Annotated in this window: 17 protein-coding genes; 4 read left to right on the forward strand and 13 right to left on the reverse strand. The window is 70.0% G+C overall.

Annotation, left to right across the window (positions count from 1 at the left end; all coding sequences use genetic code 11):
* The first annotated feature begins 46 nt into the window (after positions 1 to 46).
* Positions 47 to 553 (forward strand): hypothetical protein, encoded by a 507-nt coding sequence (locus tag IEY33_RS13325; RefSeq protein ID WP_188963769.1) that lies wholly within the window; start codon positions 47 to 49, stop codon positions 551 to 553.
* 78 nt (positions 554 to 631) lie between these two features.
* Here the strand turns inward: IEY33_RS13325 and IEY33_RS13330 are convergent, their stop codons facing one another.
* The 7 genes from IEY33_RS13330 to rnhB all read right to left on the reverse strand — a co-directional run bounded on the left by IEY33_RS13330 (position 632) and on the right by rnhB (position 6,700).
* Positions 632 to 1,228, reverse strand: a complete 597-nt coding sequence (locus IEY33_RS13330; RefSeq protein ID WP_188963770.1) for a hypothetical protein — start codon at positions 1,226 to 1,228, stop codon at positions 632 to 634.
* Positions 1,225 to 1,887 (reverse strand): hypothetical protein, encoded by a 663-nt coding sequence (locus tag IEY33_RS13335; protein WP_188963771.1) that lies wholly within the window; start codon positions 1,885 to 1,887, stop codon positions 1,225 to 1,227. Before IEY33_RS13335 ends, IEY33_RS13330 begins: the two co-directional genes overlap by 4 nt.
* The gene (locus IEY33_RS13340) at positions 1,884 to 3,269 is read right to left on the reverse strand and encodes a nicotinate phosphoribosyltransferase (RefSeq protein WP_188963772.1); all 1,386 of its coding nucleotides are present in this window, start codon (positions 3,267 to 3,269) and stop codon (positions 1,884 to 1,886) included. Before IEY33_RS13340 ends, IEY33_RS13335 begins: the two co-directional genes overlap by 4 nt.
* A gap of 34 nt (positions 3,270 to 3,303) precedes the next feature.
* The gene (locus IEY33_RS13345; RefSeq protein WP_229671016.1) at positions 3,304 to 3,867 is read right to left on the reverse strand and encodes a phosphatase domain-containing putative toxin; all 564 of its coding nucleotides are present in this window, start codon (positions 3,865 to 3,867) and stop codon (positions 3,304 to 3,306) included.
* Between the two features lie 2 nt (positions 3,868 to 3,869).
* Positions 3,870 to 4,874 carry an ADP-ribosylglycohydrolase family protein gene (locus IEY33_RS13350; protein WP_188963774.1) on the reverse strand — a complete coding sequence of 335 codons (1,005 nt, stop codon included), beginning with the start codon at positions 4,872 to 4,874 and terminating at the stop codon, positions 3,870 to 3,872.
* A 2-nt stretch (positions 4,875 to 4,876) separates the two neighbouring features.
* Complete coding sequence (locus IEY33_RS13355) at positions 4,877 to 5,923, reverse strand: bifunctional nicotinamide-nucleotide adenylyltransferase/Nudix hydroxylase (RefSeq protein ID WP_188963775.1); 1,047 nt, start codon at positions 5,921 to 5,923, stop codon at positions 4,877 to 4,879.
* A 102-nt stretch (positions 5,924 to 6,025) separates the two neighbouring features.
* The gene (gene rnhB / locus IEY33_RS13360) at positions 6,026 to 6,700 is read right to left on the reverse strand and encodes a ribonuclease HII (protein ID WP_188963776.1); all 675 of its coding nucleotides are present in this window, start codon (positions 6,698 to 6,700) and stop codon (positions 6,026 to 6,028) included.
* 95 nt (positions 6,701 to 6,795) lie between these two features.
* On the opposite strand from rnhB, the gene IEY33_RS13365 reads away from it, so the two are divergent.
* Together IEY33_RS13365 and rpoD are read left to right on the forward strand one after the other, a co-directional pair.
* Entirely contained in the window at positions 6,796 to 8,037 is a 1,242-nt protein-coding gene (locus IEY33_RS13365) for a class I SAM-dependent methyltransferase (RefSeq protein ID WP_373288090.1), read from the forward strand.
* A gap of 72 nt (positions 8,038 to 8,109) precedes the next feature.
* Positions 8,110 to 9,630, forward strand: a complete 1,521-nt coding sequence (gene rpoD / locus IEY33_RS13370; protein ID WP_306415616.1) for an RNA polymerase sigma factor RpoD — start codon at positions 8,110 to 8,112, stop codon at positions 9,628 to 9,630.
* Between the two features lie 57 nt (positions 9,631 to 9,687).
* On the opposite strand, the gene IEY33_RS13375 is transcribed toward rpoD, so the two are convergent.
* The 4 genes from IEY33_RS13375 to topA all read right to left on the reverse strand — a co-directional run bounded on the left by IEY33_RS13375 (position 9,688) and on the right by topA (position 15,979).
* Positions 9,688 to 10,299 (reverse strand): hypothetical protein, encoded by a 612-nt coding sequence (locus IEY33_RS13375; RefSeq protein WP_188963777.1) that lies wholly within the window; start codon positions 10,297 to 10,299, stop codon positions 9,688 to 9,690.
* 138 nt (positions 10,300 to 10,437) lie between these two features.
* The gene (locus tag IEY33_RS13380; RefSeq protein WP_188963778.1) at positions 10,438 to 12,453 is read right to left on the reverse strand and encodes a zinc metalloprotease; all 2,016 of its coding nucleotides are present in this window, start codon (positions 12,451 to 12,453) and stop codon (positions 10,438 to 10,440) included.
* Between the two features lie 233 nt (positions 12,454 to 12,686).
* A complete protein-coding gene (locus tag IEY33_RS13385; RefSeq protein ID WP_188963779.1) occupies positions 12,687 to 12,965 on the reverse strand; it encodes a hypothetical protein in 279 nt (92 codons plus the stop codon).
* Positions 12,965 to 15,979, reverse strand: coding sequence for a type I DNA topoisomerase (gene topA, locus IEY33_RS13390; RefSeq protein ID WP_188963780.1), 3,015 nt, complete (start codon positions 15,977 to 15,979; stop codon positions 12,965 to 12,967). The genes IEY33_RS13385 and topA overlap by 1 nt, the downstream gene beginning before the upstream one ends.
* Before the next feature lie 243 nt (positions 15,980 to 16,222).
* Here topA and IEY33_RS13395 point away from each other — a divergent pair, with 243 nt between their 5' ends.
* Complete coding sequence (locus tag IEY33_RS13395; protein ID WP_188963781.1) at positions 16,223 to 16,825, forward strand: YdcF family protein; 603 nt, start codon at positions 16,223 to 16,225, stop codon at positions 16,823 to 16,825.
* Between the two features lie 106 nt (positions 16,826 to 16,931).
* On the opposite strand, the gene IEY33_RS13400 is transcribed toward IEY33_RS13395, so the two are convergent.
* Together IEY33_RS13400 and moaA are read right to left on the reverse strand one after the other, a co-directional pair.
* Positions 16,932 to 17,624, reverse strand: coding sequence for a GntR family transcriptional regulator (locus IEY33_RS13400; protein ID WP_188963782.1), 693 nt, complete (start codon positions 17,622 to 17,624; stop codon positions 16,932 to 16,934).
* A gap of 336 nt (positions 17,625 to 17,960) precedes the next feature.
* A complete protein-coding gene (gene moaA, locus IEY33_RS13405) occupies positions 17,961 to 18,974 on the reverse strand; it encodes a GTP 3',8-cyclase MoaA (RefSeq protein ID WP_229671010.1) in 1,014 nt (337 codons plus the stop codon).
* Between the last annotated feature and the right edge of the window lie 210 nt (positions 18,975 to 19,184).

The raw sequence follows: 19,184 nt of genomic DNA on the forward strand, positions 1-19,184 counted from the left end.
AATATTCGGCTTCTTGGCTTCATACCATGTGCTAATTTGCGAACAAATGACCCTGCCCGACTGGATGAAAACCAGAACGTATTCGAGACCTTCTCCTGATCTCGCACCAGCAACCCGACTTTCCCTCCTTTGCTTCGGCCTACTCTTTGGAGTGATCAGTTGTTTTGTCGCCAAAGATATCTATATGTCCATTTCTGAGCCGGTGCTATGGGGCAAAGTCACCGGGAACAGATTCGAAACCAAAACCTCTTCGAGCAAAGACAGCCAGGGGAGGCAAACAACGTCCTCTACCTGCTACATGACTACTTCGTTCGAAATTGAAACGAGGGGAGAATACGAAATAGAATCCAGACGTCATTTTGGTGAATGCGAAGGGGAAATCCCACCTCAGAACCGCGAGTTTGGTAAGTCTCTTGCTGTAAGAAAAAGTACATTTGGCGACGGGTATGTTTATGCGGGAATAAGTCCCCTCTCCTGTACCTTGTTCATCTTCTTTGCAGGAGGAGCTGTCGTGGCACTGCTGATGGCCTTCAACATCCTGAAGCGGAGGTAAGAGCATCCGGCGCGCGACATGTTCAGCAAGGAATGTAAAACCCGAGCCGGTGCGCGCCACGGGCTATGGCATTCCTCCTCAGGTGTCGATCCGCAGGGACGCCACGCCCGCCCACGTGCCGAGGGGCAGCCGCGCCACGTCGATCAGCAGCAGCGCCACCCTTCCCGCCGTGACCGTCACCAGCCGCCGTTCCGTTAACCCCATGAACACGGCCTCCGCCGCCCGGATGGCTTCGGCCTCGCCGGGCGCGTAGAAGTCCGCTGCGTTCCCGTCCGCCTCACGCCGCGCCAGCCGCTCCGCGAGCCGGAAGTCCGAGGGGCGCACCTCGACCTCCACCTCACCGGTCGGGAGGGGGAGGAGGCCCAGCCAGTCCACGCGCTCCAGCTCCCCGGGCGTGAACGCGCGCGACAGCACGAACGGCACGAACGGCGTGTCCGTGTCGCTCGACTCCGTCACGGACGCCAGCGTCCCCGCCAGCCCCGCCGCGAACGTCACGCCCTCCTGCACGCCCGCCCCGTCCACAGGCGGCCCCGGCTGCTCCGCCCACGAGAACACCCCGTCCGGTGACAGGCGACCCGCCACCACCACCGGCGACACCGACCCGTCCGCCCGGTAAGCCACCAGACGCTCCAGCTGCACCTGCACGTTCAGATCACGGCCCGTCGTTCTGGTCACAGCGGTTCCTCGAATCCCACGCGGCTGAGCGTGGCGACCTGCCGCGCCAGCGCGGTGAGTTTCCAGGCCTGAGCGGGTGCCGTCTGGTTGGTCCACGGGTCTGGCTTCACGGCCACGGTGTCCTGCGTCAGCAGCCCCAGTTGCCTTAGCCCCAGCAGCGCGGCCTGGAATTCGTGCCGGGTCAATCCGGCCACCGTAACGCTGCTGTCAATCGGGAACGCGTCTGCATACGGGTCGATCGGGTCCAGCAGCTGAAAATACTCGGTGAACACCTTCAACTCCCGGTCGGACATCCCCTCGATGATCCGCATACTCTGAAACCTGTCCAGTGTCGGCGGCGGGAAGCTCAGCGAGCACCCGGCCAGGGCGCGGGCGATGAAGCGCAGCTTGCCTTCCGACTCCGCGACCTCCGCCGCCCGGAGCGCCTGCATCACGTTGGCGGTGAACGACTCGGACCGGACGTACTCGTGGTCCAGGCGGAGCTTCCTGGCCTCGACCTTCTGGTTGAGCAGGCCGACCTCAGAGCGCAGCGCCTGCTCCAGCTGCTCGATCTTCCGCTGACTGGCCGCGATGTATGCGCCCTGCAGGAAGGAAGCGGGAATGTTGACACCGGGAATGGTCGAGAGGACGGGGAGGAGACGTTCTAGGGATTGGTTCACACCCGTCCCCGCACCTCGTCGAGCGTGTCGTCGACCAGCAGTTCGCCGTTCCTGAACACGACCCTCAGCACGGACCCTGGGAATTCGGTGTCGAAGGTCTGGTACTGCTTGGTCACGTAGCGTCCGTTCTCCATCACCAGGTCGAGCACGCCGTCCTTGCTGCGTTTGCCAGGGTCGGTGACGGGGTCCTTGTAGATGGGCTGGAAGTGTCCGTCGATCAGTCCGGCGCTGGCCTTGTAGGCGAAGCGTTGTGTGTCGCGGTTGACCTGTTGCAGGAGGGCGCCGCCCATGCCGAAGGCGATGTTCTCGGCGGAGAAGCCGTCGCCGGTCACGGTCTGCAGGATCTCGCGGATGCTGTTCTCGTCGATGCCGTCGCCCTGCATGACGCGCACGTGCCGCAGCACCTTGTAGCCTTTGCTGTTCAGGTCGCTGCCGAATTTGGCGTCGAGGGCGCGCACGGCGAGGCGCACCATCGCGGCGGGTTCGCCGCTGTCGGGCCGCACCACGAGGGTCGCGCCGCTCTCTTCCACCTGTTTGCGCAGCGTTTCGCCCCAGTGGACGTTGATGGCGTACTTCAGGTCGTAGCTGTCGCTGACCACCGCGAAGGTCGCGCCGGGCCTGGCGAAGGTGTTGACCATGTTGCGGTACGCTTCGACCTCGTGCGCTTTGCCCCAGCTGGTGATGGTGCTGTGCTCGGCAGCGGGGATGGAGTAGGCGGCCACATCTGTGCCGTAGTAGTTGCGTCCGGTGCGGAGGGCTTCGAGGGTGTCGCTGCCCATGAAGTTGGTCAGGTGCGCCAGCCCGCCCAGGCCCGCGCTCTCGCGGCTGCTCACGCCGCGACTGCCGAAGTCGTGCAGCTTGAACGGCAGTTCGGCCTCGGCGTGGTCGCTGGTGCGCTCCAGGGCTTCCCGGATGATCTGCTTCAGGGAGTAGCTCTGCGTGGCGACGGTGGTCGGGTACCAGACGCGCATCAGCATGGTCTCGAACCAGCCGACCAGCCAGGGCAGTTCGGGGTCGGTGTTGGTGACGCTCATCAGCACGTTGTGGGTGGGCACCAGCGTCCCTTCCGGCACGGCGCGCACCTCCAGCGGCAGCTTGCCGCCGTGCTCGGTGACCACGCGCATCCAGCCGTCGTACGGGAAGGGCTCGCCGTGCGCCTCGATCAGGCTTCTGGCTTCTTCCACGTCGGCGGCGGTGACGACCGTGCTCAGGTAGCGTTTCAGGATGTACTGCAGGCCGAAAAAGCGCGTGGCGGGGTACTTGCCGCCGCGCGACTCCAGGTACGAGAACAGCCGCGTGGTCTTGGGCGGGTACTGCAGGAAGTGGCTGGCCTTGTAGCTGTCGGTGTCGAGGATGATGTTGGTGTCGGAAAGGTGGGTCATGGCGGTGCTCCTTGGTGGAACGAGGACGAATGGGCTACCGGTCGAGATTCTGGAAATACTGCTCGACGAACTGTGGCTGCTCGCCTTCGATGGCTTTGATGTCACGTTTCTTGCGAACGAACTGGATGGCGTCGTCAGCCCCGAACTCGCCTGACCTCACCAGCAGACAGGCCACCAGCATGCCGCTGCGGCCCAGGCCGCCCAGGCAGTGCGCCACCACCGTCTCGCCCGCCTTCAGCTGGGCGTAGATTTCCTCGACCAGTTCGGCGAAGGCGGCGGGGTCGCTGGGGACGTTCACGTCCACCACCGGAAAGCGCCGCACGTTCAGTCCGGCGCGCTGCGCGGCCTCGTCGTAGCCGTGCATCTGCCAGCGGGTCTCCTCGTGGGCTTCCATCATGTTGACCACGGTGTTCACGCGCTCTGCGGTCAGGCGGGCGAAGTCGGCGTTCAGGTCGCGGTTGTGCGAGCGTCCGAGCATGGTGCCTTTCTTGCCGGGCGCGATGGTCAGGCCGAGCCGTCCGGCCCACAGCGGCGTGAGGGCGGGGTCGTGGATCCAGACGACGTTCAGCGGGTTGTTGAGGCTGGTGCTGACGGTCATGGTCACCACGCCTTCTGCGTGAGGGCGGCGCTCTGGCGTGCGAGTTCGTCCGCGTACTCGATGCGGGCGCTCCAGTCGGCGGGGAAGGCGTGCAGGCCGAGGTGCGCGCCGCTGAAGGCCCCGGCGAGGCAGGCGAGGCTGTCGCTGTCGCCGCGCGTGACGGCGGCGCGGCGCAGGGTGTTCACGGGGTCGTGCGGGCTGAGCAGGAAGCACAGCAGCCCGGTCGCGAGGGCCTCCTCGGCGATCCAGCCCTCACCGGTGAAGTCGCAGGGGTCGGCGTCTTCGGGGATGGGGGCGCGGGTGGCGTCCGAGAGGCGCTGCAGGACGTGGAGCGCCTCGTCCCATCCCTGCCGGATGTATGCCGCCGGGCTGGACGCTCCGGCGACGCGCCACAGGTCCCCGAGCCAGTCCTCGCGGTACGTGCCGCGCTGCGTGTGGGCGTGCGCAGTGAGGGCGTTCACGAGGGCGCCGGGGGGCGTGCCGTCCAGCAGCAGGCGGACGGTTTCGGCGGTGAGTTCGGCGGCGGTGAGGGCGGTGGGGTGGCCGTGCGTGAGGGCCGCCTGGAGTTGCGCGTACCCGGCGCGGGCGTCCGCGTCCCGGATGAACGCGGCGGGCTGGACGCGCATGTTCGCGCCGCAGCCTTTGCTGGCCGTGACGGTCGCGTCCTGCCAGCGGCCGCCCGCTTCCAGGTTCTCGCAGGCGCGCAGGCAGGTGAGGCCGGGCGCGCGGGTGTTCTGCGGGTCGTGCAGCCACGCGCCGAACTCGTGGCGCAGTGGTCCTTCGGCGGTGCTGGCGGTCAGGGTGGGCGTGCCGAGCAGGGCGCGGCCGACGGCGAGCATCATCTGCGTGTCGTCCGTGACGCTGCCCGCGTGCAGGTCGGTGGGTCCGGCGGGCGGGTACTCGCTGCGGATGCGGTGCAGGTCGCGCGTGAACTCGGTGGGCGCGGCGAGCGCGTCGCCGTAGGCGCTGCCGTACAGGACGCCGCTCAGGCGGTCTGTGGTGGTCATGGTTACCCCTTCAGCACGAAGTGCTCGATGATGGCGTGGTGGTCCTCGAAGAACGCTTCGGGTTGCGCGAGCGCCTCGTTCAGCGGCATCCAGAACACCTGGTCGTTTTCCGGGCCGGGCCGGACCTGTGGGAGCTGTCCGGTGCCGAGGTCGAAGTGGAAGGCGTGCGTGATGGTGCGGCCGCGCAGGGAGCGGTCCGGGTAGTCGAAGACGGCCTGGGCGCGCAGGTGCTGTTCGAGCGGCGGGTGCGTGAGGCCCGTCTCGTGCCGGACCTTGTGGATGCAGGAGGTGAGGAGGGTGGCGTTCACGTCGAGGAAACCGCCGGGCATGGCGAGCCTGCCGTGGCCGGGTTGCCCGCCGCGCCGGACGAGCAGCACGTGCCCGCTGCGGGTCACGGCGGCGTCCGTGGTGACGAACACGGGCGGGAAGGGGCTGGCGGCCCACGCGGCGCGGTACTCGGCGAGGTACGTGTACTCCTGGCGCAGTTCGTCGTAGTCGGGCGTGCTGCGGAAGCGGTCGAGGAAGTCCTGCACGGCGGGCGGGACGAGGTCGGTGGTGGGCGTGCCCTCGAAGTACGCGCGGCGGACGCCGGTGGCCGACAGGGGGCTGACGACGTGCGCGGGCAGGAATTCCCAGGCGGGGAAGGAGCGCAGGTAGTAGCTGCTCTCGTCCTTGACGTGTCCGATGAGTGCCACGTCGCTGCTGCCGCGCGTGTGGGCTGCCACGCCGCCCTGCACTTCGGAGAGCCACAGGGATTCGTTGTAGAAGTAGTCGCGCACGGCGACGAACAGCACGCGGGCACGGGGGACGCCTGCGGCGCGCAGCATGCCGGAGATCATCTCCTGGCGTTCCTCGTACGTGAAGGGGTTCTTGGTGGTGCGGGCGCCGCGTGCGGAGCCGATCACCACGATGAGCTTCTGCACCTGTTGCAGGGCTTCCTGCATCACGGCGAGGTGCGCGAGGTGCGGGGGTTCGAAGCGGCCGATGTACACGCCGAAGGTGCGGCGGCGGCGGGCGGGGCGTGGGGTGGGGGAGGCGGGGTCGTCCATGTGGATCTCCTGTCTCATAAATACTCCCATCAATTATTAGAACGGTGAGCAAGTCGCGGAGAGTCCAGCCACCGACCCTTCAGCCTGCCCGCACCCCGCACCTCACGTCCCCTCCGGCCCGCTGGGCCCGAACAACGGCTCCGCCTCCAGCAGTGCGGGCTGCAGCAGCCGCGCGATCGGCGCGTAACTCCGGCGGTGCACGTCGCTCACGCCCAGCCGCTCCAGTGCCGCCCGGTGCGCCGGAGCGCCGTACCCTTTATGCCCCGCGAACCCGTACCCCGGATGCCGCACGTCCAGTTCCTCCATCAGCGCGTCCCGCTCGGTCTTGGCCAGGATGCTGGCCGCCGCCACGCTCAGGCTCAGGGCGTCCGCCTTCGGCGGGGCCAGGAGGGGCAGGTCGGTGCGGAGCTTCAGGTAATCCGTCACGAGCGCCTGCGCCGCCGGCACGAGCCGCGCCACCGCCCGGAGCGCCGCCGCGTGCGTCGCCCCCAGGATGTTCAGCCGGTCGATCTCGTCCGGCCACGCGTGCTCCACCGCCCACGCCACCGCCACCCGCCGCACCTCGCCCGCCAGCCTCGCCCGCTCGGCGGGCCGCAGCACCTTCGAATCGTCGAACGCCGCGCCCTGCAGTGTGCTCGGCAGGATCACCGCCGCCACCGTCACCGGCCCCGCCCACGCGCCCCGGCCCGCCTCGTCCACGCCCGCCACCCGGAAGTACCCGCGCCGCCAGTGCTGCAACTCCAGACTGAAATCCGGACTGGACCCCGCCCCCGTCACCCGGCCCCCGTCACGCTGCGCCCGTGCCCGTCCTCATGTCGCCTCACCCGGCCAGCGTAGCGCGCCCCGCCCGCCGGGGCGGGCATAATGCCCGTGTGAGCACCAAGAAGACCACCTCCCCGCGTTCCGGCCGCCCCGCAGGCCGGAAGGGCACCCTCAAGATCGGGACGCGCGCCCCCGCCGCGCCCGCCGAGGCCCGCGCGCCACACACCGGCGCGCCACGCGGGTACTTCGAGACGTACCCGGCCGAACTGCCGCCCAAACTCTCCAACCTGCGGCGCGGCGTCGCCACCAAGGCCGGCGTGCGCGGCGCGCCCGGCCTCGACGCCGCCCAGACGCTCCTCGTGACCACCATGTACCTGGACGGCGTGCGCGGCGACGTGCTCGACCTGACCGCCATGGGCGGCCTGACCGGCTGCCTGCCCGGCGTCACCCTGCGCGCCGTCGAAGGCAGCGCCCCCGCCCTCGCCGCCCTGCGCGCCTCCGGGCACGACCCGGTCGCCGCCATTCCCGGCGACGACCTCAGCGCCCACTGGCCCGGCCGCACGCCCACCGTCGCCCTCGTCCTCGCGGGCGACCGCGGCAACGCCTACGCCGAAGCGCAGATCAGCTGGGCGCACGCCGTCACCCCGCCCGGCGGCACCCTGTACCTCGCGGGCGACAAGGACAAGGGCTTCGACCGCTACGTGCGCCGCGCCGCCGCCCTCTTCGGCAGCGGCGAAACCGTCGCCCGCGAGACCGGCATGCGCGCGGCGAAACTCGTGCGCCGCCCCGGCCAGACGCCCCCCCAGCCGGACGCCGAACGCTACGAGACGCACGGCCTCACCGTCGTCGGCCTGCCCGGCGTGTTCAGCGCCGCGAAACTCGACAAGGCGACCGCCCTGCTCCTCGACGTGCTCGGCAGTGAGGACCTGCACGGGCAGCGCGTTCTCGACCTCGGCTGCGGGTCCGGCATCATCGGCGCGTGGGCCGCGTCGCGCGGCGCGGACGTCACCCTGCTCGACGCGGACCTGCAGAGCGTCCGCAGCGCCGAAGCGACCCTCGAAGCGAACAGCCTCGCCGCGCGTGTCCTGCACTCCGACGTGGACGCCGCCCTGCAGGACGACGGCTACGACCTCGTGCTCAGCAACCCGCCCTTCCATGTCGGCAGGGGCGTCGTGCTCGACATCACGGCCGAATTCGTGCAGGCCGCCGCGCGCCGACTGCGCCCCGGTGGACGCCTCGTCATGGTCGCCAACGAATTCCTGCCGTACGAACGGCTCCTGCGAGACTGGCAGGACGTGCGCAGCCTCGCGCAGCAGGGCGGCTTCAAGGTCCTGACCGCCACCCGCGCCTGACCCGCCGCCCCCGGAACGGGGGGGCGCGCGGGGCTACACAAGCGGCACCCGATGCGACATCATGGAGGCCACATGGCCACTCCCCCGAGGAAGTCCAGCCTGCGCCACGTCCCGTCGGTTCCCGAGACGACCCTGATGCAGGCTGGAAGTGCGCCCCTCGGCAGCGCGGACGGCCCGGAAGACGCGGCCCCCGGCCCGCCCCGCACCCCCGCACGACCCGTCAGGCCCGCCCGGTCCGCCACGCCCGCCCCGGCCACCCCAGCCCCGCACGAGGACAGCGGGCCGCCACCCCTGCACCTCGACCCGCCCACGCGGCCCGCCCGGCCCGGCCCGCGCCGCACCACGCCCACCGTCAGCCTCACCCCCGTCCGGGCGCACCACGCGCACCCCGCTATCCAGGCGCTCGTGACCGCCGGTCCGGGCAGCAGCGTCAGCAGCGACGACGTCGCCACCGCCCTCGCCACGGCCCTCGAAGCGACCGGGCAGGACCCCGAGAACCCGGACGCCTTCGAGGACCTGCAGGTGTACCTGAACGCCCAGGGCGTCACCGTCGACGACCCCCCGGACGATACCGACGACGACCCCGACGACCCGCAGGGCCGCGCGCCCGAACAGGACGACCCCGACCGGGACGACCTGGACGAGGAGGCCTTCCTCGGCAGCCTGCCGCGCACCGTGTCCAGCGACCCCGTCCGGCAGTACCTGCACGAGATCGGCCGCGTGCCGCTCCTCACGCTGGAAGAGGAGATCAGCCTCGCACGGCGCGTCGAGGAAGGCGAGCACGCCAGACGCCAGCTGGACGAACACCTGCACCTCCACGAACGCGAACGTCGCCTCCTGCAGCGCCAGGCGGAAGACGGCGACGCGGCCCGCCAGCACCTCACCGAAGCGAACCTGCGCCTCGTGGTCAGCATCGCCAAGAAGTACACCAACCGCGGCCTGAGCTTCCTGGACCTCATCCAGGAAGGCAACGGCGGCCTCATCCGCGCCGTGCAGAAGTTCGAGTACCGCCGTGGCTACAAGTTCAGCACGTACGCCACCTGGTGGATCCGGCAGGCCATCAACCGCGCCATCGCCGACCAGGCCCGCACCATCCGCATCCCGGTGCACATGGTCGAAACCATCAACAAACTCACCCGCACCGCCCGGCAACTCCAGCAGGAACTCAGCCGCGAGGCGACGCCCGAGGAGATCGCCGAGGCGATGGGCCCTGGCTGGGACGCCGCGAAGGTCGAGGACGTGCAGAAGGTCAGCCAGGAACCCGTCAGTCTGGAGACGCCCGTCGGCGCGGAGAACGACAGCTTCTACGGCGACTTCATCCCCGACGAGCACCTCGACTCGCCCGTCGACAACGCCGCCCGACTCATGCTGTCCGAAGCGCTGGAACGCACGCTCGGGACCCTCACCGAACGCGAGGCGATGGTCCTGAAATTCCGCAAGGGCCTCGTGGACGGCCGCGAACACACGCTCGAAGAGGTCGGGCAGCGCTTCAACGTGACGCGTGAACGCATCCGCCAGATCGAGAACAAGGCGCTGCGCAAACTGAAGTACCAGGAGAGCCGCACCCGCGCCCTCCGCGATTTCCTGGAGTGATTCCGGACTGAGCGGAGCGCGAAGCCGCCGCCTGCCCCCCGAAACCCGAAGCGACGTTCAGGGCGTCCCGATGGCCTGACGGGCGCGCTGCACGGCCGACCCCACCGCGCGGGACACGCTGGCCGCGTCCGGCGCGTTCAGGAGCGTGTCGACGGTGCGGCTGCCGAGCCACTGGCTGTACGCGAAGCGCGCCGTCTGCGGCTGCCCGTCCTCGGACGCGAACCGGGCACGCATCATCAGGGCGCGCAGACGCTCGACCTGCGTGGCCCGGCCCGCCTCGAACCGGGCGCGGTCGTCTTCGCCCAGGGCGGCCAGCACCTGCGCGTGCAGCACGCCCGCCGCCTGCACGTCCAGCGCCTCCCCGGCAGGCCGCGCGAGGACAGCCGCGAGCGCGCGGCGCTCCGGGCCGCCCACGGGCCAGCCGCGCGCCGCGTCCTGCACCTGCCGCAGCGTGACGAGCAGCTCCAGCACCGGACGGACGGCATTCAGGCGCGGATCGGTGCTGGCGTACGGATTCACGGGGACCCCCACGGGTGCAGGCCCCACAGGCGAGGAGCGGACGGGGGAGACGGTGCCCGCACCGGGACCGGTGGGGAGCGGGCGGACGGGCGTGGCCTGCACGGACACGCAGGTCAGGGCGAGCAGCAGCGACACGATCCGGGCGGTCATGCGCGCAGTGTACCGGGCGCGGCTGAACCCGGTCTGACGCGCCGCACCGGCAGGCAGACGGGAGAGCGGGCGGGCAGGGGAAATCCCCTGTCCCGCCCGCTGTTCATGTCCCGGAACCGGCGTGTCGCCGCGTGGCGCTTACTTCGCGAGGCGCAGTCGGGTGAGGAAGGCGGTGGATTCCGGCCGGATGGCCGTGCCCTGCACCGGCAGGTAGTTGTTCACGCGGCGCGGCAGGGTCTTCTGGGTGGCCAGGCCGTCGAGACGCTCGTACCACCTGTACGGCTGCACGTTCACGCCTGCTGCACGGGCGGCGTCCACGACCGAGCGGTACGCGGCGTGCGCCTGCGTGGCGGCGTCCAGGTAGTTCAGGTCGCGGTAGCTGCCGAGCGCGCTGCCGAACTGCGCGTCGGCGGACGTGGCGGCCGCGTTGACGGCCTTGACCTTGTCGGGACCGGCCTGCTGCACGAGCTGCAGGATGGCGTCCGTGTTGTTGAGGTACGCGGCCGTCAGGTAGCGGTACTGGCTGTCGAGGTTGAACTGCCCGAAGCCGCGCGTGAGGTCGTTGTACGCCATCACGGTGTTGCTCATGTCGCCGGAGTTCACGAACGCGAATTCGCCGCTGGGGCCGTACTCGGTGTTCGTTTCGCTGTCGTACCCGTCGTGCGGGTGAGACAGGCTGAAGTGATGCCCCGTCTCGTGCGTGATGGTGTCCGTGAAGCCGTACCCGGCGGCGTTCAGGTCGGGCGTCAGGAAGCTGTTCACGACGGCCTGCGTGCCGGTCACGCCGTCGTCGCCCGCCACGCCCAGCAGGCCCGGCTGGGTGTTCTCGCCGTCGTTGAAGGCGTAGATCGGCACCTGGTAGTCGCTGAGGGTCTTGTACTGGTTGCGGACGTCGTTCAGCGCGTAGGTGAAGAGGCGGTCGCCGGTCGGGTCGGCACGGTCCGGCGAGCAGATGTCGGCGTCCGTGGCGGGGAACAGGCACTTGTACGCGTCGAACACCTCGCCGCTCAGCGGGGCCGTGCGGATGGAGTTCGTGAGGGTCGCGAAGGGCTGCAGCACCTTCAGGCGGTCCTGCGACAGCTGCGGGCGGTACAGGTTCGCCTGCGTGTCCGCGCCTGCGCCCTGCTCGAAGGCGACGTTCAGGTTGATGCGTTCGGGCATGTTGGGCGGCGTGAGCGACACGCGGTAGATGGGGGACGGCGTGAACAGCAGGTCGAGCGCCACGTAGCGCGTCACGAGCGCCAGGTCCGGCCCGACCTTGGTGAAGGGACGGTACGTGGCCTTGCGGGTCCCGTACTCCCAGATGGGCGGCATACGGTAGTCCGGGACCTTGTCGCCGTCCACGTCGGCGTTCGAGACGTCCCAGTTGTTGGTCCACGCTTCGGGGTTGGCGGACAGGTCGTAGAACCACACGCGCTGCGTCCTGCCGTCGTCGCGGGGCGTGCCGCCCCAGGCGTTCAGGCGGCGCGAGGAGCGCTGACCGAACTTGGTGCCGGTGTCGCTGTCGGCGGCGTCGGCGCGCGTGAAGCTGTGGAACTTGAAGTCGGGACGACCGTACCAGTTCACGAGGAACACCGTGTACTGGCGGGCGTCCACGCCGATGCTGGAGGCGTTGTCGGCGAGCCAGTTCTCCGCGAGCACGCCGTCGATCTCGAGGTTGCCGGTCACGGCGCGCGCGATGTTGGTGGCGGGCGTGGCGCAGCTGAGATCGTCGGTGCTCTGGCAGTTGTACGCCTTCTGGTACACGGTGAGGGGCTTCTCCGTGCCTTTCGAGGTCAGGTACGAGAAGAAGTTGTCCTCGAAGCTCTGGCTGGCGTACACGTAGTTGTACTGGTACGTGTAGGTGTTGCCGGTGGATTCCAGCGCGCCGTACGCGGACGGGATACGCGCGATGTTGCGGCCCGTGCCGGGCAGGATGGACGTGAAGTCGCTGACGTTCACGTCGCGCGGCCCGGCGACCTGTCCGGGCGCGGTGGGGTGGTAGCCGACGAGCACGACGTTGACCTTGACGGCCGCATCGATGTCCTGCTTCTGGCCCGGCTGCAGGGTGCTGAGCGAGAAGGTGCCGGGGTCGGCGGCGGGCGTGCCCTGCCCGCACGCGGCGAGGGTCAGGGAGAGTCCGAGCAGCGAGATCGCCTTGAATCTGGAAGTCATGGTGTCCCCTTCAACGCAGACAGGTCCGCTGAGTGCGGCCCGGAATGTCTGGTTGCAGTGAGTCTAGATGAGTGGCGTCCATTTTCAAGCGACTCTGTGACCCACAGTGTGCGCTGGGGTCCAGTGTGTCGCGGCCCGGACCGCGCTCAGGGCGGGCTCAGGTGCGTTCATGAAGGTGGGCGCGTGCCGGGCCATGTCGCCGTGGTGGGGGGCGCGGTTCAGCTGGCGGTCGATCAGGCGTCTGTCAGCAGCACGGTCACCTGTCCGACCGGCGTGAGTCGCCGCGCGACGCCCGCCTCGGTCCGGTACGCTTCGCCCGCGCGCAGCGTCACGAAGTCCCCGTGCGGGAGGTCCAGCAGCAGCGTGCCGTTCAGGCACACGAACCAGCACGCGTCCGTCCCGCCGTCCTGCGCTTTTGTGAGCGACAGGATCCGTACCGCGCCGCCCGGCAGGGTCAGCGCCCGTTCGGGGCTGGACTGCGCGAGCCGCGCGAGGTGCAGCGCCTCCGGCATTACTCGCCCCGCGCGGCCTGATTCAGTTTCTTGCTGGCCTGCAGGGCCATGCCCTTGGCCTTCTTGACGTCCAGGCCCAGGTCCGGCGCGACGTCCTCGACCTTCCGGCCGTGCTCGCGGGTGGCGGTCACCAGCGCGCGCTCCTGCTCGCTCAGCAGGCCCAGGTGCGGTTTCAGGTCCGCCCAGGCGAGTGCCGCGCGGGCGGGGGCCTTGGCGGGCGTCTTCTTGGCGGCGGGTTTCGCGGCCGTCTTCTTCGGGGCGGACTTGCTGCTGGCCTTCAGCGGCGTGTGGATCGCCATGCCGCCCTCGGCGGGCGCGGCCTTGCGGGCGGGCGCCTTGCCCGTGGCCGTCTTGCCGGTCGCGGTCTTGCCTGCCGTCGCCTTGCCGGTCGCCGCTTTCCTGGGCGCGGCCTTCTTCGCGGCCGGTTTGCGGGCGGAGGCCTTGCCGGGCTTCTTCTGCGGTTCCTTGCCGCGCTCCTCCAGGATGCTGCGCGCGTCCGCGTCCGTGAGGTCCGCGCCCTCCTCGCCCTTGCGGAGGGTGGCGTTGCGCTCCCCGTCCGTCAGGTACGGCCCGAACCGCCCGCTCTTGAGCAGGATCGCCGTGCGGTCCGGGAACTCGAAGGTCTTCAGCGGGCCCGCCACGGCCGACCCGCGTCCACGGAAGCGCGGCTGACGGAACGCCTCCTCCGCCTCCGGCACCGTGATGGTGAACAGCTGCTCATGCAGGGTCAGGCTGCGGCTGTCCGACCCGCGCTTCAGGTACGGCCCGAACTTGCCGTTCAGCGCCCACACCTCCTCACCTTCCGACACGCCCACCAGGCGGGGCAGCGTCAGGAGCTTCAGGGCGCGTTCCAGCGTCAGGGTGTTCAGGTCGTCGCCAGGGAAGAGGCTCGCCGTGCGGGTGGGCGGGTTGGTGTCGCCCAGCTGCACGTACGGCCCGAACCGTCCGGCCTTGCCGATCACGGGCAGGCCCGAGTCGGGGTCCGTCCCGATGGGGTGGTCGCCGCTCGGGCGGGACAGCAGGTCCAGCGCGAGCGGCAGGGTCAGCTCGTCCGGCGCGAGTTCCACCGGGATGTTCGCCTTGGTGTCGCCCTGACTGAGGTACGGGCCGTAGCGGCCCACGCGCACCTCGATGCCGCTCCCCGACAGGCGCGGCACGTCGATGGTCGCGACGGCACGCGCGTCGATGGCGCCCATCTGCGCCTCGATGAGCGGGTGGATGCCCATGCCGCCCGCGTCACCCAGGTAGAAGCTGCGCAGGTACGGCACGCGCTGCTTGCGGCCCCCGGCGATCTCGTCGAGGTCCTCCTCCATGCGGGCCGTGAAGTCGTAGTCCACCAGCTTCCCGAAGTGGTGCTCCAGCAGCGCCGACGTCGCGAAGGCCGTCCAGGTCGGCACGAGCGCCGAGCCTTTCTTGGCGGCGTACCCGCGGTCCTGGATCGTCCCGATGATGCTGGCGTACGTGCTGGGCCGCCCGATGCCCTGCGCTTCCAGTCCCTGCACGAGGCTCGCCTCGGTGAAGCGCGCGGGCGGCTGCGTCTCGTGCCCGCCGGGCGTCATGCGTTCCCCGGTCACGCGTTCGTTCACGCGCAGCGGCGGCAGGATCACCTCGCGGTCCTCCAGCGCGGCGTTCGGGTCGTCGCTGCCCTCCACGTACGCGCGCAGGAAGCCGGGGAAGTCGATGGCGCGGCCGGAGGCGTTCAGCGTCACGCTGCGCCCGTCGCTCGCCTGACCGGACAGGCGCACCTGCATGCGCCGCCCACGCGCGTCCGCCATCTGCGACGCGACCGTGCGCTTCCAGATCAGGTCGTACAGGCGCCAGCCGTCACTGTCCAGTTCGCTGCGCAGGCTGTCCGGCGTGCGGAACGTCTGCCCGGCGGGCCGGATGGCCTCGTGCGCCTCCTGCGCGTTCTTGGATTTCGCGGCGTACACGCGCGGCTGCGGCGACAGGTACGCGTCGCCGTACATATCCTTCACCTGCGTGCGCGCGGCGTTCATGGCCTCGGCGGACAGGTTGGGGCTGTCGGTACGCATGTACGTGATGTATCCGCCCTCGTACAGTTTCTGCGCGGCGCGCATGGTGCGCTGCGCGCCGAAGCCCAGCTTGCGGGACCCTTCCTGCTGCAGCGTGCTCGTGATGAACGGCGGGTACGGGCGCTGCGTGAAGGGTTTCTCCTCGGCGCTCGCCACGGTCAGCGTGCCGCCCGTGAGCTTCGCGGCGAGGTCGCGCGCCTGCACTTCGCTGAGCATGACGACGGCGACGGGCTTGCCGTCCGGGCCGACCTTCAGCTTGCCGGTCGCCGGGTCGAAGTCGCGGCCCTGAGCGAGCCGCACGCCGTCCAGCTCCGCGAGGCGGGCCGGAAAGCTGCTGGCGTCGGCGGTCACGCAGGCCGCCTCGATGTCCCACCAGCTGCCGGACACGAACCGCATGCGTTCCCACTCGCGCTGCACCAGCAGGCGCGTCGCGACGCTCTGCACGCGGCCCGCCGAGAGTTTCGGCGCGACCTTGCGCCACAGCACCGGGCTGACCTCGTAACCGTACAGGCGGTCCAGGGCGCGGCGCGCCTCCTGGGCCTCCACGAGGTTCGTGTCGATGCTGCGCGGGTTCGCGATGGCCGCCTGGATCGCTTCCCTGGTGATCTCGTGGAACACCATGCGTTTGACGGGGACCTTCGGTTTGAGTTCCTGCAGGAGGTGCCACGCGATGCTCTCGCCCTCGCGGTCGTCGTCGGTCGCGAGGATCAGTTCGTCGGCCTCGGCCGTCAGTTTGCGGAGTTTGGCGACGTGCTGGCGTTTCTCGGCCGACACCACGTACAGAGGCCGGAAGTCCTCTTCGACGTTCAGTCCCAGCCTCGCCCATGCCTCGTTCCTGTACTTCTCGGGAATCTCGGCGGCGCTTTTGGGCAGGTCACGGATGTGCCCAATGCTCGACTCCACCGTGTACCCCTTTCCGAGGTACTTCTCGATGGTGCGCGCTTTGGCCGGAGATTCGACGATCACTAGGGTATTGGGCATAGTCAGGGTGGGGAGCGGCAGGGGGCTGCCGCCCGACGGCGTCAAGGTATCACAGCGGTCCTCGCGTCACTGCACGGCGTCTCCCAAAGGGCGCGTACGTGAGGCCGGGTGAGGCGACGCCCAAGTCCGTCCGGGCGCGTGCGGGCCGTGCGGCGGGAGGGGTCCGGGCACGCCGCGTGGAGTTTTTCACAGCGGCCAGCGCGGCTTTACCTGCTCTTCATGTCGCGTGCTACATTCGGTCCGATGCGGCAGAACGGCAGGTCACAGGGCAGCCTGGGCAGCGGTGCCCTGGCCCTCCTGCTGCTCGCCGGCGCGGGCCTCGTCACGGCCCTCCCGCTGCCCCGCCCCCATGCCCCCGCCCGGCCTCACGCGACCCTGCTCGTGCTGGGCGCCGCGCAGTACAACGGCCGCCCCAGCCCCGCCTTCCGCGAACGCCTCGACCGCGCTGCCGCCCTTTACCGCGCGGGCGGCGTGACGCGCGTCGTCGTGAGCGGCGGCGTGGGCACCGGCGACCGCTACGCGGAAGGCACGGTGGGCCGCCTGTACCTCGCGCGGCACGGCGTGCCCATCGCGGACGTGCAGGCCGAGACGCGCAGCCGCACCACCCTCCAGAACCTCCAGTACAGCCGCGCGCTGCTGCAGGACGCCGCCCGGCCCGGCCGGACGCTGCCCGTCACGCTCGTCACCGACGAGGCGCACGCCCCGCGCGCCCTGGCACTCGCCCGTGCCAGCGGCCTGAACGCCGACGTGAGCAGCGTCCCGCTCGGGTCCGGGCAGGCCCGCTACCGCCTGCGCGAGAAGCTCGCCCTGCTCGCGTACACCCTGCTGGGCGTCGCCCGCCCCTGACCGCCCGACCGGTCGGGCCAGGCAGGAACAGGGGAGACCCAGGTGAAGACAGGAGAAGGCGGGCGGCCACGGGGCCTCGCCCGCCTGCCGCCCGCCTCCCGTCCGTTCAGGGCTCGAAGCTGTCCTGGAAGGCGTACCGGTCGCCGCGCACCCAGTAGTTGACGTAACTGGCGCGGCGCGACCCGCTGAACGTCGTGCGGCGCAGCAGGAACGCCGCCGTGCCGACCGGCACGCGCAGCAGGTCCGCTTCCTCCTGACGCAGGTTCACGGCCTCCAGGCTCTGCTCGACGCGCGTCATGGGGACACCCATGCTGACCATCACCTCGTGGATGCTCTCGCTCGTGAGGTTGTGTTCCAGCAGGCCGCCCGCGAGGCGCGCGTCGATGTACCGCTTCTCGATCACGAGCGGTTCCTCGCCCGCGAGCCGCAGGCGGTGAATGAAGATCACGGGATTGCCCGTCTCGACCTGCAGCACGCTGGCGATCTCGGGCGTGGCGTTCAGCTGCATGCTCTGCAGGATGGTGTTGTGCTGGTCCGGGTCGCGCGCCCATTCCCGGAAGGGACGCACGCGGAACATGCCCTGACGGAAGCGTTTGCCGGTCGGGAAGGTCCCGGCGCCCTGCACGCGGTACACGTACCCTTCCCGTTCCAGTTCGTCGATGGCGCGGCGGGCCGTCATGCGGGACACTTCGAATTCGCGGGCGAGTTGGGGTTCACTGGGAAGAGGGAACCCTTCCGAGTAGTCTCCACCCAGCAGCCGATCTTTCAGGGTGGTCTTGATCAGTGGGTATTTGGCCATGTTCCCTCCCAGACGGTAGACAGCGACAGATCGCGGCGTGGTGTGCGCTTCGGGCCGGGTGCCCGGCGCCGCACAGAAGCATAAACCGGAAAGCGGTGGTCGGGACGTGCAGGGTGGCGGGCCGCCCGGACAGGCGGGCGCGGCGACCCCGTGGACGCGTCCTTAACTCAGCTTAATCTATTTGTGTACGAAGTACACGCACGCCGGGCGACCTGACCCCCGACCCCCCCTGTTCCTGAAGGGGGAACAGCGCACAATCCCTTCATTTCTGCCCCGCGACACCCGAAAAGCAGGCGCGGACGCCCCGGAACCCCGCCGGTCGCCGGTCCGGCCGCCTCAGCCGCCGATATGAGACATCTCGACCTTCGGGCGGTCCGCGTGCGTCGCCTCGCCGCGCTCCTCCGAGTACCGGTCGCGCCGCGCACTCCACGTCCCGGCCAGCAGCGCCGCGAGCTCACCGTCGCTCGCGCCGTCCCGCAGCGGCGAACGCAGGTCCAGCCCGCCCGTCGCGAACAGGCACGTGTACAGCACGCCCACCGCCGACAGCCGCGCCCGCGTGCAGTCGCCGCAGAAGGGCCGCGTCACGCTCGTGATGAGTCCCGCCTCGTGCCCCTCCGCGTCCACCCAGCGGGACGCCACCTCGCCCCGGTACTGCGCGTCCACTGGCCGGAAGTCCCCGCCCAGCCGCGCCAGCACCTCGCGCGGCGGCACCACCGCGTCCAGGTTCCAGCCGTTGTGGTTCCCGACATCCATGAACTCGATGAAGCGCAGCACCGCGCGGTCCCGCAGTGCCGCCCACAGCTCACCGAGCGCCGCGTCGTTCACGCCGCGCTGCACCACCGTGTTCACCTTCACGCCCAGCCCCGCCGCGAGCGCCGCCTCGATCCCGTCCAGCACCCGGTCCGGATGCACACCCAGCCCGTTCATGCGGCCGAACACCTCCGGGTCCACGCTGTCCAGACTGACCGTCACGCGCCGCAGGCCCGCCGCCTTCAGGTCCGCCGCGAGACGCGGCAGCAGCAGGCCGTTGGTGGTCATGGCGATGTCCTGCACGCCCTCTATCCGCACGAGGCGCGCGATCAGGTCCGGCAGGTCCCGCCGCAGCAGCGGCTCGCCGCCCGTCAGGCGCAATTTCTGCACGCCGCCCGCCACGAACACCCGCGTCAGGCGCTCCAGCTCCTCGAAACTCAGCAGTTCCGTGCGCGGCAGGAACGCGAAATCCGGCCCGAAGACCTCGGCAGGCATGCAGTACGTGCAGCGCAGGTTGCAGCGGTCCGTGACCGACAGCCTCAGGTCACGCAGCGGTCGGCCCAGCACATCGGTGAGCGGCGAAACGGAGTTGGAGGGCACGCCCGCCAGCATACCCGCCCGCGTGGCCCGCCCGTGTGACCGCCCTCCCGCTTCACCGGCCCCGCTCCCTGAACCCGGTCCACGTCTCACGGTACCGGCACGGTAACCCAACCCAAAGGCAACCCCGCAGCCGCTACAGTGAACGCCAACACCGCCGCACACAACTTCAGGCCACGCTTCCGCCCGCCACGGGCACCCACGGAGGTCGTC

Origin of the sequence: Deinococcus aquiradiocola (assembly GCF_014646915.1) — a bacterium.
GTDB lineage: Bacteria > Deinococcota > Deinococci > Deinococcales > Deinococcaceae > Deinococcus > Deinococcus aquiradiocola.